Raw genomic sequence first — 25,616 nt, 5'->3', positions numbered from 1 at the left:
CCTTAGCATTGTCGGGAGACTGTGACAGTGTGGACCTGTCCGGTATTGCTGTATGAGTTTTTCTGCGGACAAAAACAAAACCCCTACCTGCGTACGCAGATAGGGGTTTCGGAATTTAATCTTGACGATGACCTACTCTCACATGGGGAAACCCCACACTACCATCGGCGATGCATCGTTTCACTGCTGAGTTCGGGATGGGATCAGGTGGTTCCAACGCTCTATGGTCGTCAAGAAATTCGGGTACCGAATCGTCTTTCGACGCTTCAGCAAATTGGGTATGCGATAGATTTGTGTGTTGTGCGAACTTTCGGTTCATTGCGTCTTCACACACCGCAATCTGGCCTCTTTCGTTTCTTCAACTAGGAGCAGCAAATTGCTTGGGTGTTATATGGTCAAGCCTCACGGGCAATTAGTATTGGTTAGCTCAACGCCTCACAGCGCTTACACACCCAACCTATCAACGTCGTAGTCTTCGACGGCCCTTCAGGGGACTCAAGGTCCCAGTGAGATCTCATCTTGAGGCAAGTTTCCCGCTTAGATGCTTTCAGCGGTTATCTTTTCCGAACATAGCTACCCGGCAATGCCACTGGCGTGACAACCGGAACACCAGAGGTTCGTCCACTCCGGTCCTCTCGTACTAGGAGCAGCCCCTCTCAAATCTCAAACGTCCACGGCAGATAGGGACCGAACTGTCTCACGACGTTCTAAACCCAGCTCGCGTACCACTTTAAATGGCGAACAGCCATACCCTTGGGACCGGCTTCAGCCCCAGGATGTGATGAGCCGACATCGAGGTGCCAAACACCGCCGTCGATATGAACTCTTGGGCGGTATCAGCCTGTTATCCCCGGAGTACCTTTTATCCGTTGAGCGATGGCCCTTCCATACAGAACCACCGGATCACTAAGACCTACTTTCGTACCTGCTCGACGTGTCTGTCTCGCAGTCAAGCGCGCTTTTGCCTTTATACTCTACGACCGATTTCCGACCGGTCTGAGCGCACCTTCGTACTCCTCCGTTACTCTTTAGGAGGAGACCGCCCCAGTCAAACTACCCACCATACACTGTCCTCGATCCGGATAACGGACCTGAGTTAGAACCTCAAAGTTGCCAGGGTGGTATTTCAAGGATGGCTCCACGCGAACTGGCGTCCACGCTTCAAAGCCTCCCACCTATCCTACACAAGCAAATTCAAAGTCCAGTGCAAAGCTATAGTAAAGGTTCACGGGGTCTTTCCGTCTAGCCGCGGATACACTGCATCTTCACAGCGATTTCAATTTCACTGAGTCTCGGGTGGAGACAGCGCCGCCATCGTTACGCCATTCGTGCAGGTCGGAACTTACCCGACAAGGAATTTCGCTACCTTAGGACCGTTATAGTTACGGCCGCCGTTTACCGGGGCTTCGATCAAGAGCTTCGCGTTAGCTAACCCCATCAATTAACCTTCCGGCACCGGGCAGGCGTCACACCCTATACGTCCACTTTCGTGTTTGCAGAGTGCTGTGTTTTTAATAAACAGTCGCAGCGGCCTGGTATCTTCGACCGGCGTGGGCTTACGCAGTAAATGCTTCACCCTCACCGGCGCACCTTCTCCCGAAGTTACGGTGCCATTTTGCCTAGTTCCTTCACCCGAGTTCTCTCAAGCGCCTTGGTATTCTCTACCCAACCACCTGTGTCGGTTTGGGGTACGGTTCCTGGTTATCTGAAGCTTAGAAGCTTTTCTTGGAAGCATGGCATCAACCACTTCGTCACCCAAAGGGTAACTCGTCATCAGCTCTCGGCCTTAAGATCCCGGATTTACCTAAGATCTCAGCCTACCACCTTAAACTTGGACAACCAACGCCAAGCTGGCCTAGCCTTCTCCGTCCCTCCATCGCAATAACCAGAAGTACAGGAATATTAACCTGTTTTCCATCGACTACGCTTTTCAGCCTCGCCTTAGGGACCGACTAACCCTGCGTCGATTAACGTTGCGCAGGAAACCTTGGTCTTTCGGCGTGGGTGTTTTTCACACCCATTGTCGTTACTCATGTCAGCATTCGCACTTCTGATACCTCCAGCAAGCTTCTCAACTCACCTTCACAGGCTTACAGAACGCTCCTCTACCGCATCACTTACGTGATACCCGTAGCTTCGGTGTATGGTTTGAGCCCCGTTACATCTTCCGCGCAGGCCGACTCGACTAGTGAGCTATTACGCTTTCTTTAAAGGGTGGCTGCTTCTAAGCCAACCTCCTAGCTGTCTAAGCCTTCCCACATCGTTTCCCACTTAACCATAACTTTGGGACCTTAGCTGACGGTCTGGGTTGTTTCCCTTTTCACGACGGACGTTAGCACCCGCCGTGTGTCTCCCATGCTCGGCACTTGTAGGTATTCGGAGTTTGCATCGGTTTGGTAAGTCGGGATGACCCCCTAGCCGAAACAGTGCTCTACCCCCTACAGTGATACATGAGGCGCTACCTAAATAGCTTTCGAGGAGAACCAGCTATCTCCGAGCTTGATTAGCCTTTCACTCCGATCCACAGGTCATCCGCTAACTTTTCAACGGTAGTCGGTTCGGTCCTCCAGTCAGTGTTACCTAACCTTCAACCTGCCCATGGATAGATCGCCCGGTTTCGGGTCTATTCCCAGCGACTAGACGCCCTATTAAGACTCGCTTTCGCTACGCCTCCCCTATTCGGTTAAGCTCGCCACTGAAAATAAGTCGCTGACCCATTATACAAAAGGTACGCAGTCACCCAACAAAGTGGGCTCCCACTGCTTGTACGCATACGGTTTCAGGATCTATTTCACTCCCCTCTCCGGGGTTCTTTTCGCCTTTCCCTCACGGTACTAGTTCACTATCGGTCAGTCAGTAGTATTTAGCCTTGGAGGATGGTCCCCCCATATTCAGACAAAGTTTCTCGTGCTCCGTCCTACTCGATTTCATGACCAAGAGATTTTCGCGTACAGGGCTATCACCCACTATGGCCGCACTTTCCAGAGCGTTCCGCTAATCTCAAAGCCACTTAAGGGCTAGTCCCCGTTCGCTCGCCACTACTAAGGGAATCTCGGTTGATTTCTTTTCCTCAGGGTACTTAGATGTTTCAGTTCCCCTGGTTCGCCTCTTGCACCTATGTATTCAGTACAAGATAACCATCTTATGATGGCTGGGTTCCCCCATTCAGACATCTCCGGATCAAAGTCTGTTTGCCGACTCCCCGAAGCTTTTCGCAGGCTACCACGTCTTTCATCGCCTCTGACTGCCAAGGCATCCACCGTATGCGCTTCTTCACTTGACCATATAACCCCAAGCAATCTGGTTATACTGTGAAGACGACATTCGCCGAAAATTCGCACTTGCTCTAAGAGCAACTCACAAATTTTACCTTAGCCTGATCCGTTACCAGTGAAAGTAACGTTCAGTCTATCTTTCTATCACATACCCAAATTTTTAAAGAACGAACTAGTCAAAGACTAGAAATCAACATTCACCATCATCGATGGAATGCTCATTTCTAAGCTTTACACAATCAGAAGCAGTAGTGGTGGAGCCAAACGGGATCGAACCGTTGACCTCCTGCGTGCAAGGCAGGCGCTCTCCCAGCTGAGCTATGGCCCCGTATTTCTACAGGCGTTTCCCACACAAAATTGGTGGGTCTGGGCAGATTCGAACTGCCGACCTCACCCTTATCAGGGGTGCGCTCTAACCAACTGAGCTACAGACCCAATTTCGGGCTGCTTCTTATCGTCTTCTTCAATGAATCAAGCAATTCGTGTGGGAACTTATGGAGCAGCTGAGTCGTCGATTAAGGAGGTGATCCAGCCGCAGGTTCCCCTACGGCTACCTTGTTACGACTTCACCCCAGTCATGAATCACACCGTGGTAACCGTCCTCCCGAAGGTTAGACTAGCTACTTCTGGTGCAACCCACTCCCATGGTGTGACGGGCGGTGTGTACAAGGCCCGGGAACGTATTCACCGCGACATTCTGATTCGCGATTACTAGCGATTCCGACTTCACGCAGTCGAGTTGCAGACTGCGATCCGGACTACGATCGGTTTTGTGGGATTAGCTCCACCTCGCGGCTTGGCAACCCTCTGTACCGACCATTGTAGCACGTGTGTAGCCCAGGCCGTAAGGGCCATGATGACTTGACGTCATCCCCACCTTCCTCCGGTTTGTCACCGGCAGTCTCCTTAGAGTGCCCACCATAACGTGCTGGTAACTAAGGACAAGGGTTGCGCTCGTTACGGGACTTAACCCAACATCTCACGACACGAGCTGACGACAGCCATGCAGCACCTGTCTCAATGTTCCCGAAGGCACCAATCCATCTCTGGAAAGTTCATTGGATGTCAAGGCCTGGTAAGGTTCTTCGCGTTGCTTCGAATTAAACCACATGCTCCACCGCTTGTGCGGGCCCCCGTCAATTCATTTGAGTTTTAACCTTGCGGCCGTACTCCCCAGGCGGTCAACTTAATGCGTTAGCTGCGCCACTAAGAGCTCAAGGCTCCCAACGGCTAGTTGACATCGTTTACGGCGTGGACTACCAGGGTATCTAATCCTGTTTGCTCCCCACGCTTTCGCACCTCAGTGTCAGTATCAGTCCAGGTGGTCGCCTTCGCCACTGGTGTTCCTTCCTATATCTACGCATTTCACCGCTACACAGGAAATTCCACCACCCTCTACCATACTCTAGCTTGTCAGTTTTGAATGCAGTTCCCAGGTTGAGCCCGGGGCTTTCACATCCAACTTAACAAACCACCTACGCGCGCTTTACGCCCAGTAATTCCGATTAACGCTTGCACCCTCTGTATTACCGCGGCTGCTGGCACAGAGTTAGCCGGTGCTTATTCTGTCGGTAACGTCAAAATTGCAGAGTATTAATCTACAACCCTTCCTCCCAACTTAAAGTGCTTTACAATCCGAAGACCTTCTTCACACACGCGGCATGGCTGGATCAGGCTTTCGCCCATTGTCCAATATTCCCCACTGCTGCCTCCCGTAGGAGTCTGGACCGTGTCTCAGTTCCAGTGTGACTGATCATCCTCTCAGACCAGTTACGGATCGTCGCCTTGGTGAGCCATTACCTCACCAACTAGCTAATCCGACCTAGGCTCATCTGATAGCGCAAGGCCCGAAGGTCCCCTGCTTTCTCCCGTAGGACGTATGCGGTATTAGCGTCCCTTTCGAGACGTTGTCCCCCACTACCAGGCAGATTCCTAGGCATTACTCACCCGTCCGCCGCTGAATCAGAGAGCAAGCTCTCTTCATCCGCTCGACTTGCATGTGTTAGGCCTGCCGCCAGCGTTCAATCTGAGCCATGATCAAACTCTTCAGTTCAAACATCTTTGGGTTTTGAGAAAACCCTAAACTTGGCTCAGCAATCGTTGGTTACATCTTTGATTTCTCGCGGAGTAACTTGTGATGCTGATAATCTGTTGACTAGCAGTCTGACTCCACAAGCACCCACACGAATTGCTTGATTCAGTTGTTAAAGAGCGGTTGGTTAAGAGCTTTCGTCTCAACCGAGGCGCGCATTCTACAGCAGCCTCATTTGCTGTCAAGTGATTATTTTCAGAAGTTTTCAAGGAATCCTTAACAACTTCAACCACTTGCGCTTTCGATCTCTCGTCAGCGGGAGGCGAATTCTACAGCGTTACACGCTGCTGTCAACACCTCTTTTTCAACTTCCTTTCGACTTCGATGACCTGAAGCAACCTGCTGCCGAAACCTGCGTAACTCTTTGTTTATCAAGGAGTTTTCCGTTTCGACTGCGCCGGAAGTGGGGCGAATTATAGGCCTCCAGAATCTGCCGTCAACATCTATTTTCACAAAACTGTCATATAGGTCAAAAAAGCCCCGAAAACAAAAAGGCCGACCCAATGGGTCGGCCTTCTACGCCCTTCTACTTACAAGCTAGGGAAGGCGAACTGCGAAGCTTCATGGCTCGCACGCTGCGGCCAGCGCTGGGTGATGGCTTTGCGGCGGGTATAGAAACGCACGCCATCCGGGCCATAGGCGTGCAGGTCGCCGAACAGCGAACGCTTCCAGCCACCGAAGCTGTGATAGGCGACCGGCACCGGCAACGGTACGTTGACACCAACCATGCCGACTTCGATCTCGTCGCAGAACAACCGCGCCGCTTCCCCGTCGCGGGTGAAGATGCAGGTGCCGTTGCCATATTCGTGATCGTTGATCAGTTGCATGGCTTCTTCCAGGCTGTTGACCCGAACAACGCAAAGCACCGGCCCGAAGATTTCTTCTTTATAGATACGCATCTCTGGCGTGACGTTGTCGAACAGGCAACCACCCAGGAAGAAACCTTCCTCGTGACCAGCCACGGTCAGGCCACGGCCGTCCACGACCAGCGTCGCGCCGGCGGCCACGCCGTCTTCTACATAGCCGCTGACCTTGTCGCGGGCCTGGCCGGTGACCAGAGGCCCCATGTCCAGACCGCAAGAAGTACCGGCGCCGATTTTCAGCGCCTGGATTTGCGGTACCAGCTTGGCCACCAGCGCGTCCGCCACCTGATCGCCAACGCACACGGCCACCGAGATCGCCATGCAACGCTCACCGCAAGAACCGTAAGCGGCGCCCATCAGTGCGCTGACGGCGTTGTCCAGGTCTGCATCCGGCATCAGCACCGCGTGGTTCTTCGCACCACCCAGAGCCTGAACGCGTTTGCCGCGCTTGGTGCCTTCGGAGTAGATGTACTCGGCAATAGGCGTCGAACCGACAAAGCTCAACGCTTTGACTTCCGGCGCCTCGATCAGCGCATCCACCGCGGTCTTGTCACCGTGCACCACGCTCAGTACGCCTTTAGGCAGGCCAGCCTCCAGCAGCAATTGGGCGATCAGCAGCGTCGAGCTCGGGTCACGCTCGGACGGCTTGAGGATGAAGCAGTTGCCGCAGACGATCGCCAGCGGGTACATCCACAGTGGCACCATGGCCGGGAAGTTGAACGGAGTGATACCGGCCACCACGCCCAGCGGCTGGAAGTCAGACCAGGCATCAATGTTCGGACCGACGTTACGGCTGTATTCACCCTTGAGGATTTCCGGGGCTGCACAAGCGAACTCGACGTTCTCGATGCCGCGCTTCAGTTCACCGGCCGCATCTTCCAGGGTCTTGCCATGCTCTTCGCTGATCAGTTGGGCGATACGCGCTTCGTTCTGCTCCAGCAGTTGCTTGAAGCGGAACATCACCTGGGCACGCTTGGCCGGTGGCGTGTTGCGCCAAGCCGGGAACGCAGCCTTGGCAGCGTCGATGGCGCTCTGGATGGTTTCGCGGGTCGCCAGCGGCAACTTGTGAATGGCCTGGCCGGTGGACGGGTTGAACACATCAACCGCGCGACCGTTCTCGGTCACCAGTTCACCATTGATCAAATGCGGAATAACGCTCATGGAAGCTCCTGAAAAGTTGTCCACAGGCGCCCGTTTCCGGGCGCCCGTTATTTATAGGTATATAGAGGGAAAAATCAGTCGATCTTGCCCAGCACTTCGCCGACCGCGTCGAACAGGCGATCCAGGTCCTGCGGCTTGCTGTTGAAGGTTGGGCCGAACTGCAGGGTGTCGCCGCCGAAGCGCACGTAGAACCCGGCTTTCCACAGCGCCATGCCGGCTTCGAACGGACGCACGATGGCGTCGCCGTCACGTGGCGCGATCTGGATCGCGCCGGCCAGGCCGAAGTTGCGGATGTCGATGATGTTCTTGGTGCCTTTCAGGCCGTGCAGCGCATTTTCGAAATGCGGCGCGACTTCGGCCACGCTCTGCACCAGGTTTTCCTTTTGCAGCAGGTCGAGTGCTGCCAGGCCCGCGGCGCAAGCCACCGGGTGCGCGGAATAGGTGTAGCCATGGGGGAATTCAACCGCGTATTCAGGCGTCGGCTGATTCATGAAGGTCTGGTAGATCTCGGAGCTGGCAATCACCGCGCCCATCGGTATCGCGCCGTTGGTGACTTGCTTGGCGATGCACATCAGGTCCGGGGTCACGCCGAAAGTGGTGGCACCGAACATGGTGCCGGTACGACCGAAACCGGTGATCACTTCGTCGAACACCAGCAGGATGTTGTGCTGATCGCAGATTTCACGCAGACGCTTGAGATAACCCTGTGGTGGAACCAGCACGCCAGCGGAACCGGCCAATGGCTCGACGAATACTGCCGCGATGTTCGACGCATCGTGCAGTTCGATCAGCTTCAGCAGTTCGTCAGCCAGGGCGATACCACCCTGCTCCGGCATGCCACGGGAGTAAGCGTTGCTTGCCAGCAAAGTGTGCGGCAGGTGGTCGACGTCCATCATCGCCTGGCCGAACAGCTTGCGGTTGCCATTCACGCCACCGAGGCTGGTGCCGGCGATGTTCACGCCATGGTAACCACGGGCACGGCCGATCATTTTGGTCTTGGTCGACTGGCCTTTCAGGCGCCAGTAAGCGCGGACCATCTTCACCGCAGTGTCAGCGCACTCGGAGCCCGAGTCGGTGAAGAACACGTGGTTCAGGTTGCCCGGGGTCAGGTCGGTGATTTTCTCGGCCAGCTGGAAAGACAACGGATGGCCATACTGGAAGCCTGGCGAATAATCGAGGGTGCCCAGTTGCTTGGCCACGGCCTCCTGGATTTCCTTGCGGGTGTGCCCGGCGCCACAGGTCCACAGACCCGACAGCGAGTCATACACCTTGCGCCCCTTGTCGTCGATCAGCCAGCTGCCTTCAGCGCCAACGATCAGGCGCGGGTCGCGCTGGAAGTTACGGTTGGCGGTGTAAGGCATCCAGTGAGCATCGAGCTTGAGCTGGCTGGCCAGGGAAGACGGGGCGTTTTCAGGCAAGTTCATGGGCGAAACCTCGCAAGGCAATAAGCGGCGTAAGGATTGAAAACCGTTGTTGCAGCTAAATTGCCACGGGGATAAAGTCGGTGAAATGCAACTTTTCTAATGTTCAGTCAGCCCACTACTAAACTTTCGAGTAACAAGCATGAGCACTCGCCGTCCCGATCCGCTGGCCCAGGTCAGCGACTTTGACATTCGCCTGCTGAGGATCTTTCGCAGCGTGGTGGAATGCGGCGGCTTCTCCGCGGCGGAAACCGTGCTGGGCATCGGTCGCTCGGCGATCAGCCAGCAGATGAGCGATCTGGAGCAACGCCTCGGTCTGCGCCTGTGCCAACGGGGGCGTGCCGGGTTTTCCCTGACCGAAGAAGGCCGCGAGGTCTATCAATCGGCGTTGCAGCTGTTAAGTGCACTGGAAAGCTTCCGCACCGAGGTCAATGGCCTGCACCAGCACTTGCGCGGCGAATTGATCATTGGCCTGACGGACAACCTGGTCACCCTGCCCCACATGCGCATCACCCATGCCCTCGCGCAATTGAAAGAACGCGGCCCGGATGTCCAGATCCAGATCCGCATGATCGCGCCCAATGAAGTCGAGCAAGGCGTACTCGACGGTCGTCTGCACGTCGGCGTGGTGCCGCAGGCGAGCGCATTGTCGGGGCTGGAGTATCAACCGCTGTATAGCGAACGATCGCTGTTGTACTGCGCGGTCGGCCATCCACTGTTTTATGTCGACGACAAACAACTGGACGACGAACGCCTGAACAGCCAGGACGCCATCGCCCCTACCTTCCGTTTGCCAGCGGAGATCCAGGCTCATTACCAGGCGCTCAATTGCACCGCCAGCGCCTCGGACCGCGAAGGCATGGCGTTCCTGATCCTGACCGGACGCTATATCGGTTACCTGCCGGATCACTATGCGAGTCTTTGGGTGCAACAAGGCCGGTTGCGAGCATTGAAAGCAAAAACGCGCTTCTATGACCTCAGCCTGGCGTCGGTCACACGCAAGGGGCGTCGACCTCATCTGGTGCTGGAGAGTTTTCTCGAGAGCCTGGCCGCGACGCGTTAAAAATTGTGGGAGCGGGCTTGCTCGCGAAGGCGGTGTGTCAGCTATGCAGATATCGCCTGACACGCCCTCTTCGCGAGCAAGCCCGCCCACAGTAGATTGCGGAGCAGGGTTTTATCGTGTCAGGACTTGTCTGAAGCCGGTGGGTACGATATCAACGCACTGGCCGTCCCACCCACCCGTTCGGAAGTGCTTATGACCTTTGAAGTCCCAGCCCATGGCGCAAAATCCGTCAGCCGCATTCGTCAGAAAAACGAAGAGACCATCATCAAAGCCGCCGAAGACGAGTTCGCCCGTCACGGGTACAAAGGCACGAGCATGAACACCATTGCCCAGAACGCCGGGCTGCCCAAGGCAAACCTGCATTACTACTTCACCAACAAGCTCGGTTTGTACGTGGCGGTGCTGAGCAACATCCTCGAGCTGTGGGACAGCACCTTCAACACGCTCACCGCCGAGGACGATCCGGCCGAAGCCTTGACCCGCTACATCCGCGCAAAAATGGAGTTCTCCCGACGCCAGCCGCAAGCCTCGCGGATCTTTGCCATGGAAGTTATCAGCGGCGGCGAATGCCTGACCGAGTATTTCAACCAGGATTATCGCGCCTGGTTCCAGGGCCGTGCGGGCGTGTTCCAGGCCTGGATCGACGCCGGTAAAATGGACCCGGTCGATCCGGTGCACCTGATCTTCCTGTTGTGGGGCAGCACCCAGCATTACGCCGACTTCGCCACGCAGATCTGCCGCGTCACCGGGCGCACCCGGTTGACCAGGCAAGACATGGAAGACGCCGGGGACAACCTGATCCGCATCATTCTCAAGGGCTGCGGCCTGAAACCTGCCATTTAAGTAGCCATTCAGGTACGTATGCCCTTTACCCTCAGCGGTTTTTGCGAATACCGCGAAGAGATTCGCAAAAGCCGCTTCATCACCTTCGCCGCGCCAATCTCCAGCCCGGCCGAAGCCCAGGCGTTCATTGAACAGCACAGTGACTTGAATGCCTCGCACAACTGCTGGGCGTGGAAGCTCGGCGATCAATATCGCAGCACCGATGATGGTGAACCCGGCGGTACCGCCGGCCGGCCGATTCTGGCGGCGATAGAGGCACAGGATTGCGATCAGGTCGCGGTGCTGGTGATTCGCTGGTATGGCGGCATCCAACTGGGTACCGGGGGGCTCGCCCGGGCCTATGGCGGTGGTGCGAACAAATGCCTGCAAGCGGCGCCAAAGATTGAGCTGATCTGCCGGGTGCCACTGCGTTGCGCTTGCGGATTTGCCGAGTTGGCCCTGGTCAAGCTGCGGGTGGCGGAGGCAGGTGGATTGGTTGTGGAGGAAACCTTCACCGCCAATGGTGTCGAGCTGCAGTTGGCCGTGGGTGATGCGCAAATCGACACCTTGCAGTCACAACTGGCCGATTTGAGTCGCGGGCGTATTTTGCTGCAGCGCTAAAAGGCTCCGACACAGGCTGCGATCTTTTGGGGCACACCGCTTTTTCACTTATTCCATACTTGCCCACATCTGCTGTGCACCCGGCTGTGGATAACCTGAGCACATACGGCTGTAACCCTTCTGTCACGCGGCTTTGCGGACTTTGCTCAATTTTCGTCCAATCTGCCATCAAGCACAGCAAATTCAAATGAAAACAAACAGTTACATCGGTTTATCGCCTTTAGAAGAAAGCCACTCAGTGCTTATGCCCATGCTTTGAGCTTGCACACAAATACTGTGGAGCAATCTGTGGATAACCCGTTCATGGCCGTCGCCGCGCCGTGTACAACACGGCTTGTGGTGGTTTGCTCATTTTTTGATCAAAGCCGCACGGGCAAAATCAGGGCTTGATTCTCGGCACCGCCCCCATGTGGTGCCCGGCTCCGTGCGACACATTTGATAGCGGCGCACTCAATGCCTCGGCTCACAGGACTTCGAAGTTTTCCGGACCGGGTGGCCAGAAATACGCCGGTGTCGTTGGGGCAGCCGTGGCAGGCGGGGAGTTAGTGGTTGTTTGGGCGGGCCTCTTCGCGAGCAAGCCCGCTCCCACACTGGACGGGTGTAAACCCGGTCAAATGTGGGGGCGAGCCTGCTCGCGATGGCTGCCGAACAGGCAACACCTGAGCCACGCCCCACGCCAATTCAAACACCAGAAAAACCACCAGCAGCGAACTCGCGCCATGGATCAGGGCATAAGCCTGCCATGCCGCAAACAGAAATCTCGCGACCGAGTCATACCGCCCATATGCCTGCTGCGGATCACTAATCCGCAACACCGCCCATACGCAGACAATCGAACCCAGCAGATTCGCCATCAGCATGTGCACCGGTTCGAACGGCGGCAGCTCACCGGGTAAATTCAACGCTTGGCTCATGCCATTCAAAAACCCATGCAACGCCGCAAAACTCCACGGCGTGACAAACGCGACCGTCACGATCAGGTCGTACCAGGCACTGCCTTGCACCAGGCGGCGATATTGCGTTGCAGTCCACATCGACATTGCTCCATCAATTCAGGGAGCAACAAGGCTAAAGCCTGGAGTATGCTCCAGGGTCAAGCCCCTTCGAGACGTCATGATGCGCATCGGTGAATTAGCCCAGGCCAGCGCCGTCAGCCGCGACACGCTGCGTTTCTACGAGCAGCGCGGGTTGATCGCGGCGCAACGCAGCGCCAACGGGTATCGCGACTATCCGCCAGACATGGTGCAACTGGTGCAGTACATCAAGACCGCTCAACGGCTGGGCTTTACCCTCGGCGAGATCGGCAACAGCGTCGCTGCAATCTGGCAGTCGCCCGATCCCGACAGTGCTGTCACGCAACTGCTGCAAGACAAACTCAAACTGATCGAAGCCCGCATGACCGAACTCGGCGCCCTGCGCGATGAGTTGCAACAACGGCTCGGGCAACAGTGTCCATTGAATCCACGACCCTGAACTTTCAAGGAAGCCACTCATGTCCAAGGCAAAAACCGCGCTCATCATCGGCGCCTCCCGGGGGCTTGGCCTCGGGCTGGTGAAAACCCTGTTGGCCGACGGCTGGCAAGTCACCGCCACCGTGCGCGATCCGCAAAAAGCCGAAGCCTTGCAGGCCTTGGGCAAGGTGCGGATCGAAACGCTCGACATGGACGATCAGCAAGCGGTGTCCGCCCTGAGCCAACAACTCAAGGGCGATGTGTTTGACCTGTTGTTCGTCAATGCCGGGGTCAAGGGGCCGGATGTCCAGATACCGAACGGTGGCGCGACGATGGCCGACGTCGGCCAGCTGTTTTTCACCAATGCCGTGGCGCCGATCAACCTGGCCCAGCGTTTTGTCGAGCACATCCGCCCGGACACCGGCGTGCTGGCGTTCATGAGCTCGGTGCTGGGCAGCGTGACCATGCCCGATGCGCCGGAACTGGCACTGTACAAGGCCAGCAAGGCGGCGCTGAACTCAATGACCAACAGCTTCGTCACTCAGTTGGGCGAAACCAGCCTCACCGTGCTGTTGCTGCACCCGGGCTGGGTGAAAACCGACATGGGTGGCGAAGGCGCGGACATCGACGTCGAAACCAGCACCCGTGGCCTGGTTGATCAGGTGAATGCGTATGTCGGCAAGGGTGGGCATCACTTCATCAATTACCGGGGCGAGACCATTCCCTGGTAACACCTCGGATCAACCTGTGGGAGCGGGCTTGCTCGCGAAGGCGTCGTATCAGTCGATAGGTATGTGACTGACACACTGCTTTCGCGAGCAAGCCCGCTCCCACAGGGTTATGGGTTGTCCTGTCGGGCCGGGCTTGCCCCCGACAACGTTTTGTTTGACACTTCGCACCTCGCCTCCCCGGCGACCCTGGATCAGCAGACAGGGCAACACTGAGCTGGCAACCCTGAACCCAACTTTCAGAGGAGCCGGCCAACATGCCTGCGACCCGTACCTGGTTAAAAAATCCCCTCGCCATCTTCACGGCCAACGGTCTCGATGCCCGTGGCGGTCTGGTGCTGCAAGACGGCTTGATCGTCGAAGTACTCGGCACCGGTCAACAACCGTCCACACCGTGCAATGAAGTGTTCGATGCCCGCGAGCATGTGATCCTGCCCGGGCTGATCAACACCCATCACCACTTCTATCAAACCCTGACCCGCGCCTGGGCGCCGGTGGTCAATCAGCCGCTGTTCCCGTGGCTGAAAACCCTGTACCCGGTCTGGGCACGCCTGACCCCGGAAAAACTCGCCCTCGCCACCAAAGTCGCATTGGCTGAATTGCTGCTGTCCGGCTGCACCACCGCGGCCGACCATCACTACCTGTTCCCGGAAGGTCTGGAAAACGCCATCGACGTGCAGGTCGAGAGCGTGCGCGAACTGGGCATGCGCGCCATGCTCACCCGCGGCTCAATGAGCCTTGGCGAAAAGGACGGTGGCCTGCCGCCGCAACAGACCGTGCAGGAAGGCGAAGTGATCCTCGCCGATAGCGAGCGACTGATCGCCGAGTACCACGAACGCGGTGATGGCGCGCAAATCCAGATCGCCCTGGCACCGTGCTCGCCGTTTTCGGTGACGCCGCAAATCATGTCGGCCAGCGCCGAACTGGCGAACAAACTCGACGTGCGCCTGCACACCCACCTGGCGGAAACCCTCGACGAAGAAGACTTCTGCCTGCAACGCTTCGGCCTGCGCACCGTGGACTATCTGGACAGTGTTGGCTGGCTCGGCCCGCGTACCTGGCTGGCCCATGGCATCCATTTCAACCCCGATGAAATCGCCCGTCTCGGTGCCGCCGGCACCGGTATTTGCCATTGCCCGAGCTCGAACATGCGCCTGGCCTCGGGCATCTGCCCGAGCATCGAATTGACCGATGCCGGTGCCTTGCTTGGCTTGGGCGTGGACGGTTCGGCGTCCAACGATGCCTCGAACATGATGCTCGAAGCGCGTCAGGCGTTGTACATCCAGCGTCTGCGTTACGGCGCCGAGAAGATCACCCCGGAACGGGTACTCGGCTGGGCGACCAAAGGTTCGGCCAGTCTGTTGGGACGTACCGATATCGGTGAACTGGCCGTGGGCAAGCAGGCCGACCTGGCCCTGTTCAAGCTGGATGAACTGCGTTTCTCCGGCAGTCATGATCCGGTCTCGGCACTGCTGCTGTGTGGCGCCGATCGCGCAGACCGGGTGATGGTCGGCGGCAAGTGGCGAGTGATTGACGGGCAGGTCGAGGGGCTGGACTTGAAGGGGTTGATCGCTGATCACAGCCAGGCGGCACGGCAGCTGATCGCCGGGACCTGATACAACACCGATTAAAACTGTGGGAGCGAGCCTGCTCGCGATGCCGGTATTTCAGTCACTGACGATGTCGACTGACACTCCGCTTTCGCGAGCAGGCTCGCTCCCACATTGGTTTTGTGGAGGGTCAAGGCCATCTGGATTGGCGCACCAGTGGGTGGCAGCTGTGCAAGGACATGCACTGTTATCGGACTTCAAGTACCTGTCGCGAGCCTGCTCGCGATGGCATCACCGCGACTTCAAGATTTTGTAGTCCTGTTGGTCGGCAGTTTGCATTCCCCTGTGCAAGCCAAAGAGCCCAGCCAACCTCACGACAAAATGGAGTCCGAATTCATGCACAACTGTCCGTTGAAGAAGTTGCTGTGCACCGTTGCGGCGGCCATCGGTCTGAGCACCAGCCTGACTGCCAGTGTCAATGACCCGCTGAAAGTCAGCTTCGTCGCCTCGTTCCCGATCCCGGAAGTGATCCGCGACATCAACGCCATCCAGCTGGCCTTGAACAAACTCAACCCCGCGCCGATCCAGGACTCCGAACGTCGCGGCGTGTATGCCGTGGGCTACGCTTCGGACATGGCGTACTTCGGACCGAAAATGGTCCTGACCTCCATCGTCAACGATTGGGCCACGCGACGGGAATTGGAAGCAGTGTGGTGAACCTCCTGGTCAGGTTTTACCAATTGTTGCGGCAACCCTCTGTAGAATGGCGACCATTGCACCTGATGAGAAAAGAATCATGTATGACTGGCTGAACGCCCTGCCCAAGGCAGAACTGCACCTGCACCTGGAAGGCTCGCTGGAACCCGAGTTGTTGTTCGCCCTGGCTGAGCGCAACAAGATTGCCTTGCCATGGAACGACGTCGAAACCTTGCGCAAGGCGTATGCCTTCAACAACCTGCAAGAGTTCCTCGACCTGTATTACCGGGGTGCCGATGTGCTGCGCACGTCCCAGGATTTCTATGACCTGACCTGGGCGTATCTGCTGCGCTGCAAAGAGCAGAACGTGATTCACACCGAACCGTTCTTCGACCCGCAGACCCACACCGACCGAGGCATCCCGTTCGAAGTCGTACTCAACGGCATCGCCGCCGCACTGAAGGATGGCGAGCAGCAACTGGGTATCACCAGTGGTTTGATCCTGAGCTTCCTGCGCCATCTGAGCGAAGACGAGGCCCAGAAAACCCTCGACCAGGCGCTGCCGTTCCGCGATGCGTTCGTCGCCGTGGGCCTGGACAGCTCCGAAATGGGCCACCCGCCGAGCAAGTTCCAGCGCGTGTTCGACCGTGCCCGTCACGAAGGCTTCCTGACCGTCGCCCACGCCGGTGAAGAAGGCCCGCCCGAGTACATCTGGGAAGCCATCGACCTGCTGAAAATCCAGCGCATCGACCATGGCGTGCGCGCCATCGAAGACGAGCGTCTGATGCAGCGAATCATCGATGAGCAGATCCCGCTGACCGTGTGCCCGTTGTCGAACACCAAGCTGTGCGTATTCGATCACATGTCGCAGCACAACATTCTCGACATGCTGGAACGCGGCGTGAAAGTGACCGTGAATTCCGATGACCCGGCGTACTTCGGTGGTTATGTCACCGAGAACTTCCATGCACTGCACACCCACCTGGGCATGACCCAGGACCAGGCCAAACGCCTGGCGCAGAACAGCCTCGATGCGCGGTTGGTAAAGCCCTGAGGGCAAACGCAAACCTTGTAGGAGCTGACTTGCCAGCGATAAAGCCACCACCTCCAATATTGATGCTGGATGGGAGGTCGCCATCGCCGGCAAGCCGGCTCCTACAACGCCATTTCCAGCTCGGTTTCACCGGCGAAACGATGAATTTCCCGTTGCCCGGAGGCTGTCACCTGCAAGGCTCGGGAATCGTTGGGCAGGCTCAGCCACCCCGACTGCATGAACAGCTGCAACAATGCCGCGCCCAGCGAGCCGCCCATGTGCGGGCGTCTTTCGCTCCAGTCAGGGCACGCGCAAGCAACCCTGCCGTTGTGATGGACCAGCGCCTGGATGAACACTCCCCGTGCCGCCAACTCCGTCGCGCCCTTGAGCGTGACCGTGACCCGCTGATCAAAATGTTCGATCCAGCCTGCCTCCAGAAGTCGCTGATACAGATCGGCAGACAGGGTGCCCCCCAAATGATCGTCGCACAGTCGGGCATTCAACAATGACGAACGCTCCGCCCGGGGTTTGACGAGAGGCACATTGCGCTTGAATACGTCGGGAACATCCTGGGGTGCGCTGGCGAAGGTCGCGCTGGCCAGTGCTTCGATTGCCGCCCCGACCTCGGGAGCGGCCAGGCGGAAAAAGCGTTTGCGGCCGCGGTTTTCAACCCTCAACAGACCGCCAGCGGACAAACGTCCCAGGTGTGCACTGGCCGAAGACGATGTCAGGCCGGCCAGCAATGCCAACTCTTCGGTTGCTCGCGCCGAACCATCCATCAACGCCCACATCATTGCGCTGCGCTTTGGGTCAGCCAGCAATGTGGCGATCTGGCTGATGCAAGGTGCATGTTCCATGTATTCACTCCCTGTTGAATCGTTTCGTCTACTGCCCAGAAACATCTTGACCAGTAATGTGTCGTCGGCCAACTCGTGGAAACTGCCATAAACCCGGCAACGCCTTGCTCACTCATTAGCGTTGCCTGGCGGATGCTGCGAAGGCCAGAAGAATGACCGTGCAGCCGGGCCGACCCGAACGTGGACCCGCCATTGGTGGATCGACGCTACTTATAGGATGAGGGCGCTAGTATATGCGGGTTGATCGTTGGATCCTGTCCTCCGCCCGGCATAGGTGGTGATTGTTCCTGAGAGAAATTTCTCTTTTTTTTGTGCGACTTATGATCGATGTCCTAAAAGCCCGGAAATTGACTACTCAAAAGGGCGCATCGGCTGGCAAGCATTTCCCGCAAAAGGTTCACTGGCTTACTCAGTTGCGCGCGATGGGCGCACAACAGATTCAGCGGTGCACGCTCACAGAGCAACTCCGGCATCAGCACCTTCAAGCGGCCGGCCAGTACATCGGCGGCGACATCGAGCCAGGATTTGTAAGCGATCCCGGCACCTGCCACGGCCCAAAGGCGCACGACATCGGCATCATCACTGAAGCGATCACCGCTGACGGTCAGGCTGACTTCGCGCTTGCCGTCGTGAAAACTCCAGTGATCGTGGACCCGACTGCCGAGCATGTACAACAGGCAATTGTGCTGTGCCAGTTGCTCCAGTTGCCGCGGCTCGCCATGGCGAGCCAGATAGCCGGGAGCGGCACACAACACCCGGCGGTTCTGCGGAGCGATGGGTAACGCCACCAGGCTGGAGTCCTCCGGTTCACCGTAGCGCAGGGCAACGTCTACCGGTTGGCGAAACAGGTCGGCGATACGGTCCCCCAGCAGCAGGCGCACGGTCAGTTTCGGATGCTCGCGTTGAAACTCATCGAGCCAGGGCAATAGCAGATTGCGGCCAAAGTCCGAGGGTGCCGACAGTTGCAGAACTCCGCTGACCTGGTCCTGACCACGGGCCAGCAATCGCCGTCCCTCGTCGAGATTGCTCAGGGCCGCGCGGGCGTATTCGACAAAGCCCTCGCCTTCGGCGGTCAGGCGCAGGCTGCGTGTCGAACGGGCCAATAAACGGGCGCCGAGTTGCTGTTCGATGCGCTTGAGCGCCGCACTGGCTACTGCCGCCGACATGTCCATGCCTCGCGCGGCAGCGGACAGGCTGCCCAGGTCCGCCGCCCGGACAAACAACTGCAAGTCATCGAAACGCAGCATCAAGAGCACCGATTATCAAAAAAATATTGAAAGAGACTGCTCTTTTAGCCGGTTTTATCTTCAGGAGAAATAGCCAATCATCTCCCCTATCGAATCTCTTCTTTATCAGTGTTCAGGAGTCGCCCATGAAAGCCATTGCCTACTACGCCTCGTTGCCGATCGGTGACAACAAGGTTTTACAAGACATCGAACTGCCAGAACCGGTTGCCGGCCCCCGTGACTTGCTGGTGGAAGTCAAAGCCATCTCGGTCAACCCCGTGGACACCAAGGTGCGCCAGAGCGTGCAGCCCGAAGGCGGCGCGGCCAAGGTGCTGGGTTGGGACGTGGCTGGCGTGGTCAAGGCGGTGGGCAGTGAAGTGACGTTGTTCAAGGCCGGCGACAAGGTGTATTACGCCGGCTCCATCGCGCGCGCGGGCGGCAACAGCGAATTGCATGTGGTGGACGAGCGCATCGTCGGCCACATGCCGAATACCCTCGGTTTTGCCGAGGCCGCTGCCCTGCCGCTCACCGCGATCACGGCGTGGGAATTGTTGTTCGAACGCCTGCAAGTGCGCGAAGGCAAGACCGATGAAGGCCAGAGCCTGTTGATCGTCGGCGCGGCGGGTGGCGTGGGCTCGATTCTTACGCAACTGGCGAACCAGTTGACTGCCCTTAAAGTCATCGGCACCGCTTCGCGTCCGCAGACCCAAGGCTGGGTGAAGGAACTGGGCGCCGATCTGGTGATCGACCATAGCCAGCCACTGAGCGAAGCACTCAAGCAGGCCGGCGTGGATCAGGTCACCCACGTCGCCAGTCTGACCCAGACCGACCAGCACCTGGATCAACTGGTCGAGGCATTGGTACCCCAAGGCAAACTGGCGCTGATCGATGACCCCAAGTCGCTGGACGTGACCAAGCTCAAACGCAAGAGTCTGTCACTGCACTGGGAGTTCATGTACACCCGTTCGCTGTTTGAAACCCCGGATATGATCGAGCAGCACAACCTGCTCAATCGCGTCGCCAGGCTGATCGACGCCGGAACCCTGAAAACCACCATGGGCGAACACTTCGGCACGATCAATGCGAGCAATTTGCGCCGTGCCCATGCCCTGCTGGAGAGCGGCAAAGCCAAGGGCAAGATTGTGCTGGAAGGGTTCTGAAGCGCTGAAAAAAAACCATCGCTGATTTCATCAGCCTTCCGCGTTTTTTGTCTGCGACCGGAGCGTCCGGGTCGCAGACAGCCCCTGCGGACGCCACCGAAAAATCGTGTTTTTTTAGTTACAAACCGTCAGTCCGACAGTTGCCCCTTGTCACAATGCTGCTCGTATTCGGGACTACAATCGAATCTCCTGTGAGGCAGTCTTTTGCGTAACGTCTTTTACGAGACATCTTTTACGAGAGGAATTCGGCTATGAAGATCCTGATAAAAGAACTGGCAAAATCCCAGTGGCAAGTCCGCCTTGATCAACATGCCGTGACGTTTCGCAGTGAAGCAGAAGCTCGCGCTTTCACACGTACCCTCGAAGCCCGCATCCAGGCCCCTCACCAGATTCCCGTCCTCCACCCGCAGCGTGCAGCCGGCTGACTCCGGCCTCAGACCTGGGCTTGCGCCAACGTCCGGGCTTTTGCAAACGCCGGGTGAGCATCGCCGCACTCACCACCAGAATTCCACACAGGCTGATGACCATGGCCATCGGCACGGCGCTGCCGTCGTGCAGAACACCCACCAGCGCAGAGGCACCGGCAGCCACGCTGAATTGCAGGCAACCGAGCAGCGCCGACGCACTGCCGGCCCGTCCGCCCTGCCCGCTCATCGCGCAGGCCGCGGCGTTGGGGCTGATGCAACCAAGGCTGGCGATACAGATGAACAATGGAATCAGCAGCGGCCACAGTTGTGCAGGGTGCAGGGAGCTGACCGCGAGCAGCGCCACGCCCGCTGCCAGGTAAACCCACACTGCGCGCGCCAGCAAGTAGGCCGGACCACGCTTGGCCAGCAACCGCGCATTAACCTGTGCCACCAGAATGAAGCCCGCGGCATTGGTGCCGAACAGCCAGCCGAAGTGCTCGGCCGGAACGCCGTAGAGCTTGATAATGATGAAGGGAGAACCGGCAATGTAGGCAAACATTCCGGCGATGGCGATGCCCCCGGTCAAGGCATGGCCAAGAAATATCGGGTCGGCCAGCAGCCGACCGTACTGACGCAACGCACCCGACAGCGGTTGACGCAGTATGTGAGCCGGCAAGCTTTCCGGCAATCCCGTCGCAACCGCCAGCCCCGCCAGTGCACTGAATCCGGTCAAGGCCAGGAAGATCGACTGCCAGCCTGTCGTGTTGACCAACAAGCCACCCAGCAATGGCGCGAGGATGGGGGCAAGCCCCATCACCAGCATCAACTGCGAAAAGACTTTCGCCGAACCCACCGCATCACACTTGTCGCTGACCACCGCCCGGGAAATCACCATCCCGGCGCAGCCGCCCAAGGCCTGGACGAAGCGCGCACCGATCAGCCACTCCAGGTTAGGCGCATAGGCACATGCCAGAGAGGCGGCGGTAAACAGGCCGACACCGGTGAGCAGCGGAATGCGCCGCCCGAAGCGATCCGCCACCGGGCCATAGGCCAGTTGACCGATGGACAGGCCGAGGAAGTATGCCGCCAACGTCATCTGAACGTGATTTTCGTCCGTCCCGAAGGCCAGTGCCATAGCCGGAAAGGCCGGCAGATAGAAATCGATCGCCAGCGGACCGAAAGCGCTCAAGGCGCCGAGAATCAGAATGGTACGGAAGTTCATCAGGCATCCAGTGGGCAGAGTCGGCAGCCCGACAGTCTAGCCGCGCATGGATGCCCTGAACAATCAGATAGCTCGCTAACTATTAAAATCAGGCCAATTTGACGCCGTAACCTTCTTCGCTGATCGCCTCGATCACTTGCTGGGCGGTCAGCGCACTTTCGACACCGACCTCCCTGGCCGCCAGATCGACCCGCACACTGGCCGCCGGGTCTTTGGCCTGGACCGCCTGAGTGATGGCCTTGACGCAGTGACCACAAGACATGCCTTCAACGTTGAACACTTGCATGGGATAACTCCTTTTCCGGGATTGAACCCAGTTTCGGGCTTGCCACCATGGCAAGGTCAAGTTCTGACGTTAGCTGCCGGGCTGGCAATCGGCGTCGGGCTCGGCCAAGCTGCGTCCATCAATGACTCGAACTCAGGAGATTCAGCCATGCGCTGGTCGGTTTTCAGCCTGTTTGGCTTTCTCAGCCTTTTCGCCGCCGTGCCTTCAGTCAATGCTGCCGGTCAGGATTATGGCGTGCTGATCATTTCCCGCGAGCGGCTGGAAGTCGCGACCAGTTGCGAAATCGGTGTGTACATCCAGGACCAACTGGCGGCGCGGCTGTTTCAGGAGCAGAGCACCTCATTCAACTTGCCGCCCGGCAACGTCTCGCTGCGCCTCAAGTTACTCCCGGGTCAGGTGCCGGGTTGCAATCCGGGCATGCTCGCGCCGGGTTCGCAGGATATCCAGCTCAAGGCCGGGGATGTGCTCAAGTACCGGATCGCGATGATGCAGGAAGGGATGTACCTGAAACGCGCCGGCCTCGGCTACTGACACAAATCCCTGTGGGAGCGGGCTTGCTCGCGAAGACGGCGGCACATTCAACATGGGTGTGACTGAAAGACCGCTTTCGCGAGCAAGCCCGCTCCCACAGGGGATCAGCAGCAGCTTCAGATTGGTGCTTGACCTTGCCAGCATGGCAAGGTTGATCCTGTGGTCATCTACTACAGGGAGTGCGACCGATGTCCGAATCCACCACGTTCGACCTGCCGATTGCCGGCATGACCTGCGCCAGTTGCGCCGGGCGTGTCGAACGCGCCTTGAGCAAAGTCATTGGCGCCAGTGCCGTCAGCGTCAACCTCGCCACTGAACAGGCCCGGGTCCAGGCACCCAGCGACAGTTTGCCTGCCTTGATGGATGCCGTAGCCAGGGCCGGCTACAGCGTGCCACAGCAGAGTCTGGAACTGAGCATTGATGGCATGACCTGCGCGTCCTGCGTCGGTCGGGTCGAGCGCGCGCTGGGCAAGGTGGCGGGAGTAAAAAGCGTCGGCGTCAACCTGGCCAACGAACGTGCCCACCTGGAACTGCTCGGCCAGGTCGATCCGCAAACCTTGATTGCAGCGGTGGCCAAGGCTGGCTATGCCGCCAGCGTATGGGAAGTCGAACATCCGCCAACCGACAATCAGCAACAACGCCTGCATCGCGAACGCCGGGCCTTGATCATCGCCCTTACCCTCGCCTTGCCGCTGATATTGCCGATGCTGCTACAGCCGTTCGGCGTGCACTGGATGCTCCCGGCCTGGGCGCAATTCGCCCTGGCCACGCCCGTGCAGTTCATCTTCGGCGCACGGTTTTACGTCGCCGCGTGGAAAGCCGTGCGCGCCGGAGCCGGCAACATGGACCTGCTGGTCGCCCTGGGCACCAGCGCCGGATACGGCTTGAGCCTGTATGAATGGGCCACCGCCGCCGGGCGCATGCCGCATCTGTATTTCGAAGCCTCGGCCGTGGTGATCGCCTTGGTGCTGCAGGGCAAGTACCTGGAAAGTCGCGCCAAGCGCCAGACCGCCAGCGCCATCCGCGCCCTCGAAGCCTTGCGTCCGGAACGGGCGATCCGGGTGATCGATGGCCACGAGCAAGAGGTCGCCATCAGTGCCCTGCACCTAAATGACCTGGTGATGGTCAAACCCGGCGAACGCTTTCCAGTGGACGGCGAAGTGGTGGAAGGCCAGAGCCACGCCGACGAAGCGCTGATCAGCGGCGAGAGCCTGCCGGTGCCCAAGCAGCCTGGCGACAAAGTCACCGGCGGCGCGATCAACGGCGAAGGCCGCTTGCTGGTGCGAACCCAGGCCCTCGGTTCGGAAACCGTGCTGGCGCGGATCATTCGCCTGGTGGAAGACGCCCAGGCCGCAAAAGCGCCGATCCAGAAACTGGTGGATAAAGTCAGCCAGGTGTTCGTACCCACGGTGCTGCTGATTGCCCTGGCCACCCTGATCGGCTGGTGGTTGTATGGCGCGCCGATGGAAACCGCGCTGATCAACGCCGTGGCGGTGCTGGTGATCGCCTGCCCCTGCGCCCTGGGCCTGGCCACACCGACGGCGATCATGGCCGGCACTGGCGTGGCGGCACGCTACGGGATTCTGATCAAGGACGCCGAAGCACTGGAGCGCGCCCATGAAGTCAGCGCGGTAGTGTTCGACAAGACTGGCACCCTCACCTCCGGTGCCCCGCGCATTGCTCATCTGAGTGCCATCGACGGTAATGAGGCGAGTCTTTTGCAATTGGCCGGTGCTCTGCAACGCGGCAGTGAGCACCCGCTGGCCAAGGCTGTTCTGGATGCCTGTGTCGAACGCCACTTGAAGGTGGCCGATGTCAGCGACAGCCAGTCCCTGACCGGCCGCGGCATCGCCGGCAGTTTCGAAGGGCGTCGCCTGGCGCTGGGCAATCGTCGCCTGCTGGAGGACAGTGGCTTGAACGCCGGGCCGTTGGCCGACTCGGCGATCACGTGGGAAAAACAAGGCCGGACCTTGTCCTGGTTGATCGAACAATCCCCTGAGCCACAAGTGCTGGGCCTGTTCGCCTTCGGTGACACCCTCAAGCCCGGGGCGCTGCAAGCGGTGCAACAACTGAGCGCACGGAACATCAGCAGCCACCTGCTGACCGGCGACAATCGCGGCAGCGCCAACGTGGTGGCCGAGGCGCTGGGCATCCAGGATGTGCATGCCGAAGTGCTGCCAGCGGATAAAGCCGCCACGGTCGCCGCCTTGAAAGAAACCGGCGTGGTGGCGATGGTCGGCGACGGTATCAACGACGCCCCGGCACTGGCCGCCGCCGACATCGGCATTGCCATGGGTGGCGGTACTGATGTCGCCATGCACGCGGCCGGCATCACCCTGATGCGCGGCGATCCGCGACTGGTGCCGGCCGCGCTGGAAATCAGTCGCAAGACCTACGCAAAAATCCGCCAGAATCTGTTCTGGGCCTTCGTCTATAACCTGATTGGCATTCCGCTGGCAGTGGCTGGCGTACTCAACCCGGTGCTGGCCGGCGCGGCCATGGCGTTGTCGAGCGTCAGCGTGGTGAGCAATGCGCTACTGTTGAAAACCTGGAAACCCAAGGACCTGGAGGACAACCGATGAACATCGGCCAAGCGGCCCGCCACAGCGGCCTGAGCGCAAAGATGATCCGTTATTACGAATCCATCGGCCTGCTCAAGGCAGCCCATCGCACTGATAGCGGTTATCGGGTGTACGGCGATGACGACCTGCACACGCTGGCGTTCATCAAGCGCTCGCGGGACCTGGGGTTTTCCCTGGAAGAAGTCGCCAAGTTGCTGACCCTCTGGCAAGACCGCCAGCGCGCCAGCGCCGATGTGAAGGCGTTGGCCCGCCAGCACATCGATGAGTTGAACCGGAAGATCCGTGAGCTTGGGCAGTTGCGCGATACCTTGCAAGACCTGGTTGAGCACTGTCACGGCGATCATCGGCCGGATTGCCCGATCTTGAAAAACCTTGAGTCGGGGTGTTGTGCTGAACCGGTTCGCACCTGAAACATTGATGCTGGATGTACTGACGCCTTCGCGGGCAAGCCCGCTCCCACGGGGATTTGTGGATGCGTGCAGAATTTGCGATCGGCCGCAAACACTGTGGGAGCGGGCTTGCTCGCGAAGGCGTCGTATCAGTCGACATCAATGTTGCATGACACACCG

17 protein-coding genes, 2 tRNA genes, 3 rRNA genes and 2 pseudogenes are annotated in these 25,616 nt (G+C 58.4%); 12 read left to right on the top strand and 12 right to left on the bottom strand.

Features of this window, described 5'->3' with window-relative positions; translation table 11 throughout:
- Positions 1–119: 119 nt before the first annotated feature.
- From rrf to RS887_RS13025, 7 genes are all read right to left on the bottom strand, one after another.
- Positions 120–235: ribosomal RNA gene (gene rrf, locus RS887_RS13055) — 5S ribosomal RNA — on the bottom strand.
- A 156-nt stretch (positions 236–391) separates the two neighbouring features.
- A 23S ribosomal RNA gene (locus RS887_RS13050) occupies positions 392–3,283 on the bottom strand.
- A 244-nt stretch (positions 3,284–3,527) separates the two neighbouring features.
- Positions 3,528–3,603, bottom strand: a tRNA-Ala gene (locus RS887_RS13045).
- Between the two features lie 30 nt (positions 3,604–3,633).
- Positions 3,634–3,710, bottom strand: a tRNA-Ile gene (locus tag RS887_RS13040).
- Positions 3,711–3,791: 81 nt separating this feature from the next.
- Positions 3,792–5,328, bottom strand: a 16S ribosomal RNA gene (locus RS887_RS13035).
- The 16S, 23S and 5S rRNA genes sit together here with 2 tRNA genes alongside, the layout of an rRNA operon.
- A 569-nt stretch (positions 5,329–5,897) precedes the next feature.
- Complete coding sequence (locus RS887_RS13030; RefSeq protein WP_008021905.1) at positions 5,898–7,391, bottom strand: CoA-acylating methylmalonate-semialdehyde dehydrogenase; 1,494 nt, start codon at positions 7,389–7,391, stop codon at positions 5,898–5,900.
- 74 nt (positions 7,392–7,465) lie between these two features.
- Positions 7,466–8,815 carry an aspartate aminotransferase family protein gene (locus RS887_RS13025; RefSeq protein WP_111284462.1) on the bottom strand — a complete coding sequence of 450 codons (1,350 nt, stop codon included), beginning with the start codon at positions 8,813–8,815 and terminating at the stop codon, positions 7,466–7,468.
- A 139-nt stretch (positions 8,816–8,954) separates the two neighbouring features.
- Here RS887_RS13025 and RS887_RS13020 point away from each other — a divergent pair, with 139 nt between their 5' ends.
- The 3 genes from RS887_RS13020 (at position 8,955) to RS887_RS13010 (ending at position 11,318) form a co-directional block, all read left to right on the top strand.
- Entirely contained in the window at positions 8,955–9,875 is a 921-nt protein-coding gene (locus RS887_RS13020; RefSeq protein WP_007971880.1) for a LysR family transcriptional regulator, read from the top strand.
- A 192-nt stretch (positions 9,876–10,067) separates the two neighbouring features.
- A complete protein-coding gene (locus tag RS887_RS13015) occupies positions 10,068–10,718 on the top strand; it encodes a TetR/AcrR family transcriptional regulator (RefSeq protein WP_322615694.1) in 651 nt (216 codons plus the stop codon).
- Between the two features lie 18 nt (positions 10,719–10,736).
- Positions 10,737–11,318: a YigZ family protein gene (locus tag RS887_RS13010; protein ID WP_322615693.1), complete on the top strand. Its 582-nt coding sequence runs from the start codon at positions 10,737–10,739 to the stop codon at positions 11,316–11,318.
- Positions 11,319–11,860: 542 nt separating this feature from the next.
- Here RS887_RS13010 and RS887_RS13005 read toward each other — a convergent pair.
- On the bottom strand, positions 11,861–12,352 hold the full coding sequence (locus RS887_RS13005; protein ID WP_322615692.1) for a hypothetical protein: 492 nt from the start codon (positions 12,350–12,352) through the stop codon (positions 11,861–11,863).
- 82 nt (positions 12,353–12,434) lie between these two features.
- On the opposite strand from RS887_RS13005, the gene RS887_RS13000 reads away from it, so the two are divergent.
- The 5 genes and pseudogenes from RS887_RS13000 (at position 12,435) to RS887_RS12980 (ending at position 16,797) form a co-directional block, all read left to right on the top strand.
- A complete protein-coding gene (locus RS887_RS13000; RefSeq protein WP_322615921.1) occupies positions 12,435–12,791 on the top strand; it encodes a MerR family transcriptional regulator in 357 nt (118 codons plus the stop codon).
- Positions 12,792–12,810: 19 nt separating this feature from the next.
- Positions 12,811–13,500 carry an SDR family oxidoreductase gene (locus RS887_RS12995; RefSeq protein WP_322615691.1) on the top strand — a complete coding sequence of 230 codons (690 nt, stop codon included), beginning with the start codon at positions 12,811–12,813 and terminating at the stop codon, positions 13,498–13,500.
- Positions 13,501–13,754: 254 nt separating this feature from the next.
- The gene (locus RS887_RS12990) at positions 13,755–15,113 is read left to right on the top strand and encodes an 8-oxoguanine deaminase (protein WP_322615690.1); all 1,359 of its coding nucleotides are present in this window, start codon (positions 13,755–13,757) and stop codon (positions 15,111–15,113) included.
- A 396-nt stretch (positions 15,114–15,509) separates the two neighbouring features.
- A pseudogene (locus RS887_RS12985) lies at positions 15,510–15,734 on the top strand (BMP family ABC transporter substrate-binding protein); the annotation flags it as partial.
- 109 nt (positions 15,735–15,843) lie between these two features.
- Positions 15,844–16,797 (top strand): adenosine deaminase, encoded by a 954-nt coding sequence (locus tag RS887_RS12980; RefSeq protein ID WP_007996475.1) that lies wholly within the window; start codon positions 15,844–15,846, stop codon positions 16,795–16,797.
- Between the two features lie 101 nt (positions 16,798–16,898).
- Here the strand turns inward: RS887_RS12980 and RS887_RS12975 are convergent, their stop codons facing one another.
- Together RS887_RS12975 and RS887_RS12970 are read right to left on the bottom strand one after the other, a co-directional pair.
- Positions 16,899–17,633, bottom strand: a complete 735-nt coding sequence (locus RS887_RS12975; RefSeq protein ID WP_322615689.1) for a helix-turn-helix transcriptional regulator — start codon at positions 17,631–17,633, stop codon at positions 16,899–16,901.
- A gap of 332 nt (positions 17,634–17,965) precedes the next feature.
- Positions 17,966–18,880 (bottom strand): LysR family transcriptional regulator, encoded by a 915-nt coding sequence (locus tag RS887_RS12970; protein WP_322615688.1) that lies wholly within the window; start codon positions 18,878–18,880, stop codon positions 17,966–17,968.
- A 125-nt stretch (positions 18,881–19,005) separates the two neighbouring features.
- Here RS887_RS12970 and RS887_RS12965 point away from each other — a divergent pair, with 125 nt between their 5' ends.
- Entirely contained in the window at positions 19,006–20,019 is a 1,014-nt protein-coding gene (locus RS887_RS12965; RefSeq protein ID WP_322615687.1) for a zinc-binding alcohol dehydrogenase family protein, read from the top strand.
- A 433-nt stretch (positions 20,020–20,452) separates the two neighbouring features.
- Here the strand turns inward: RS887_RS12965 and RS887_RS12960 are convergent.
- Both RS887_RS12960 and RS887_RS12955 read right to left on the bottom strand, forming a co-directional pair.
- A pseudogene (locus RS887_RS12960) lies at positions 20,453–21,648 on the bottom strand (multidrug effflux MFS transporter).
- An 88-nt stretch (positions 21,649–21,736) separates the two neighbouring features.
- The gene (locus RS887_RS12955; protein ID WP_150727782.1) at positions 21,737–21,934 is read right to left on the bottom strand and encodes a cation transporter; all 198 of its coding nucleotides are present in this window, start codon (positions 21,932–21,934) and stop codon (positions 21,737–21,739) included.
- A gap of 147 nt (positions 21,935–22,081) precedes the next feature.
- Here RS887_RS12955 and RS887_RS12950 point away from each other — a divergent pair, with 147 nt between their 5' ends.
- The 3 genes from RS887_RS12950 (at position 22,082) to cueR (ending at position 25,457) form a co-directional block, all read left to right on the top strand.
- Positions 22,082–22,465, top strand: a complete 384-nt coding sequence (locus RS887_RS12950) for a hypothetical protein (protein WP_322615686.1) — start codon at positions 22,082–22,084, stop codon at positions 22,463–22,465.
- A gap of 188 nt (positions 22,466–22,653) precedes the next feature.
- A complete protein-coding gene (locus RS887_RS12945; RefSeq protein ID WP_322615685.1) occupies positions 22,654–25,047 on the top strand; it encodes a heavy metal translocating P-type ATPase in 2,394 nt (797 codons plus the stop codon).
- Positions 25,044–25,457, top strand: coding sequence for a Cu(I)-responsive transcriptional regulator (gene cueR, locus RS887_RS12940; RefSeq protein ID WP_322615684.1), 414 nt, complete (start codon positions 25,044–25,046; stop codon positions 25,455–25,457). Before RS887_RS12945 ends, cueR begins: the two co-directional genes overlap by 4 nt.
- The last annotated feature ends 159 nt before the right edge of the window (positions 25,458–25,616 follow it).

It is taken from the genome of Pseudomonas sp. BIC9C (assembly GCF_034541995.1).
Taxonomy (GTDB): Bacteria; Pseudomonadota; Gammaproteobacteria; order Pseudomonadales; family Pseudomonadaceae; genus Aquipseudomonas; species Aquipseudomonas fluorescens_CC.
The sequence above is the reverse complement of the archived record's forward strand: the minus strand, read 5'-3'. Positions and strand labels throughout refer to the sequence as shown.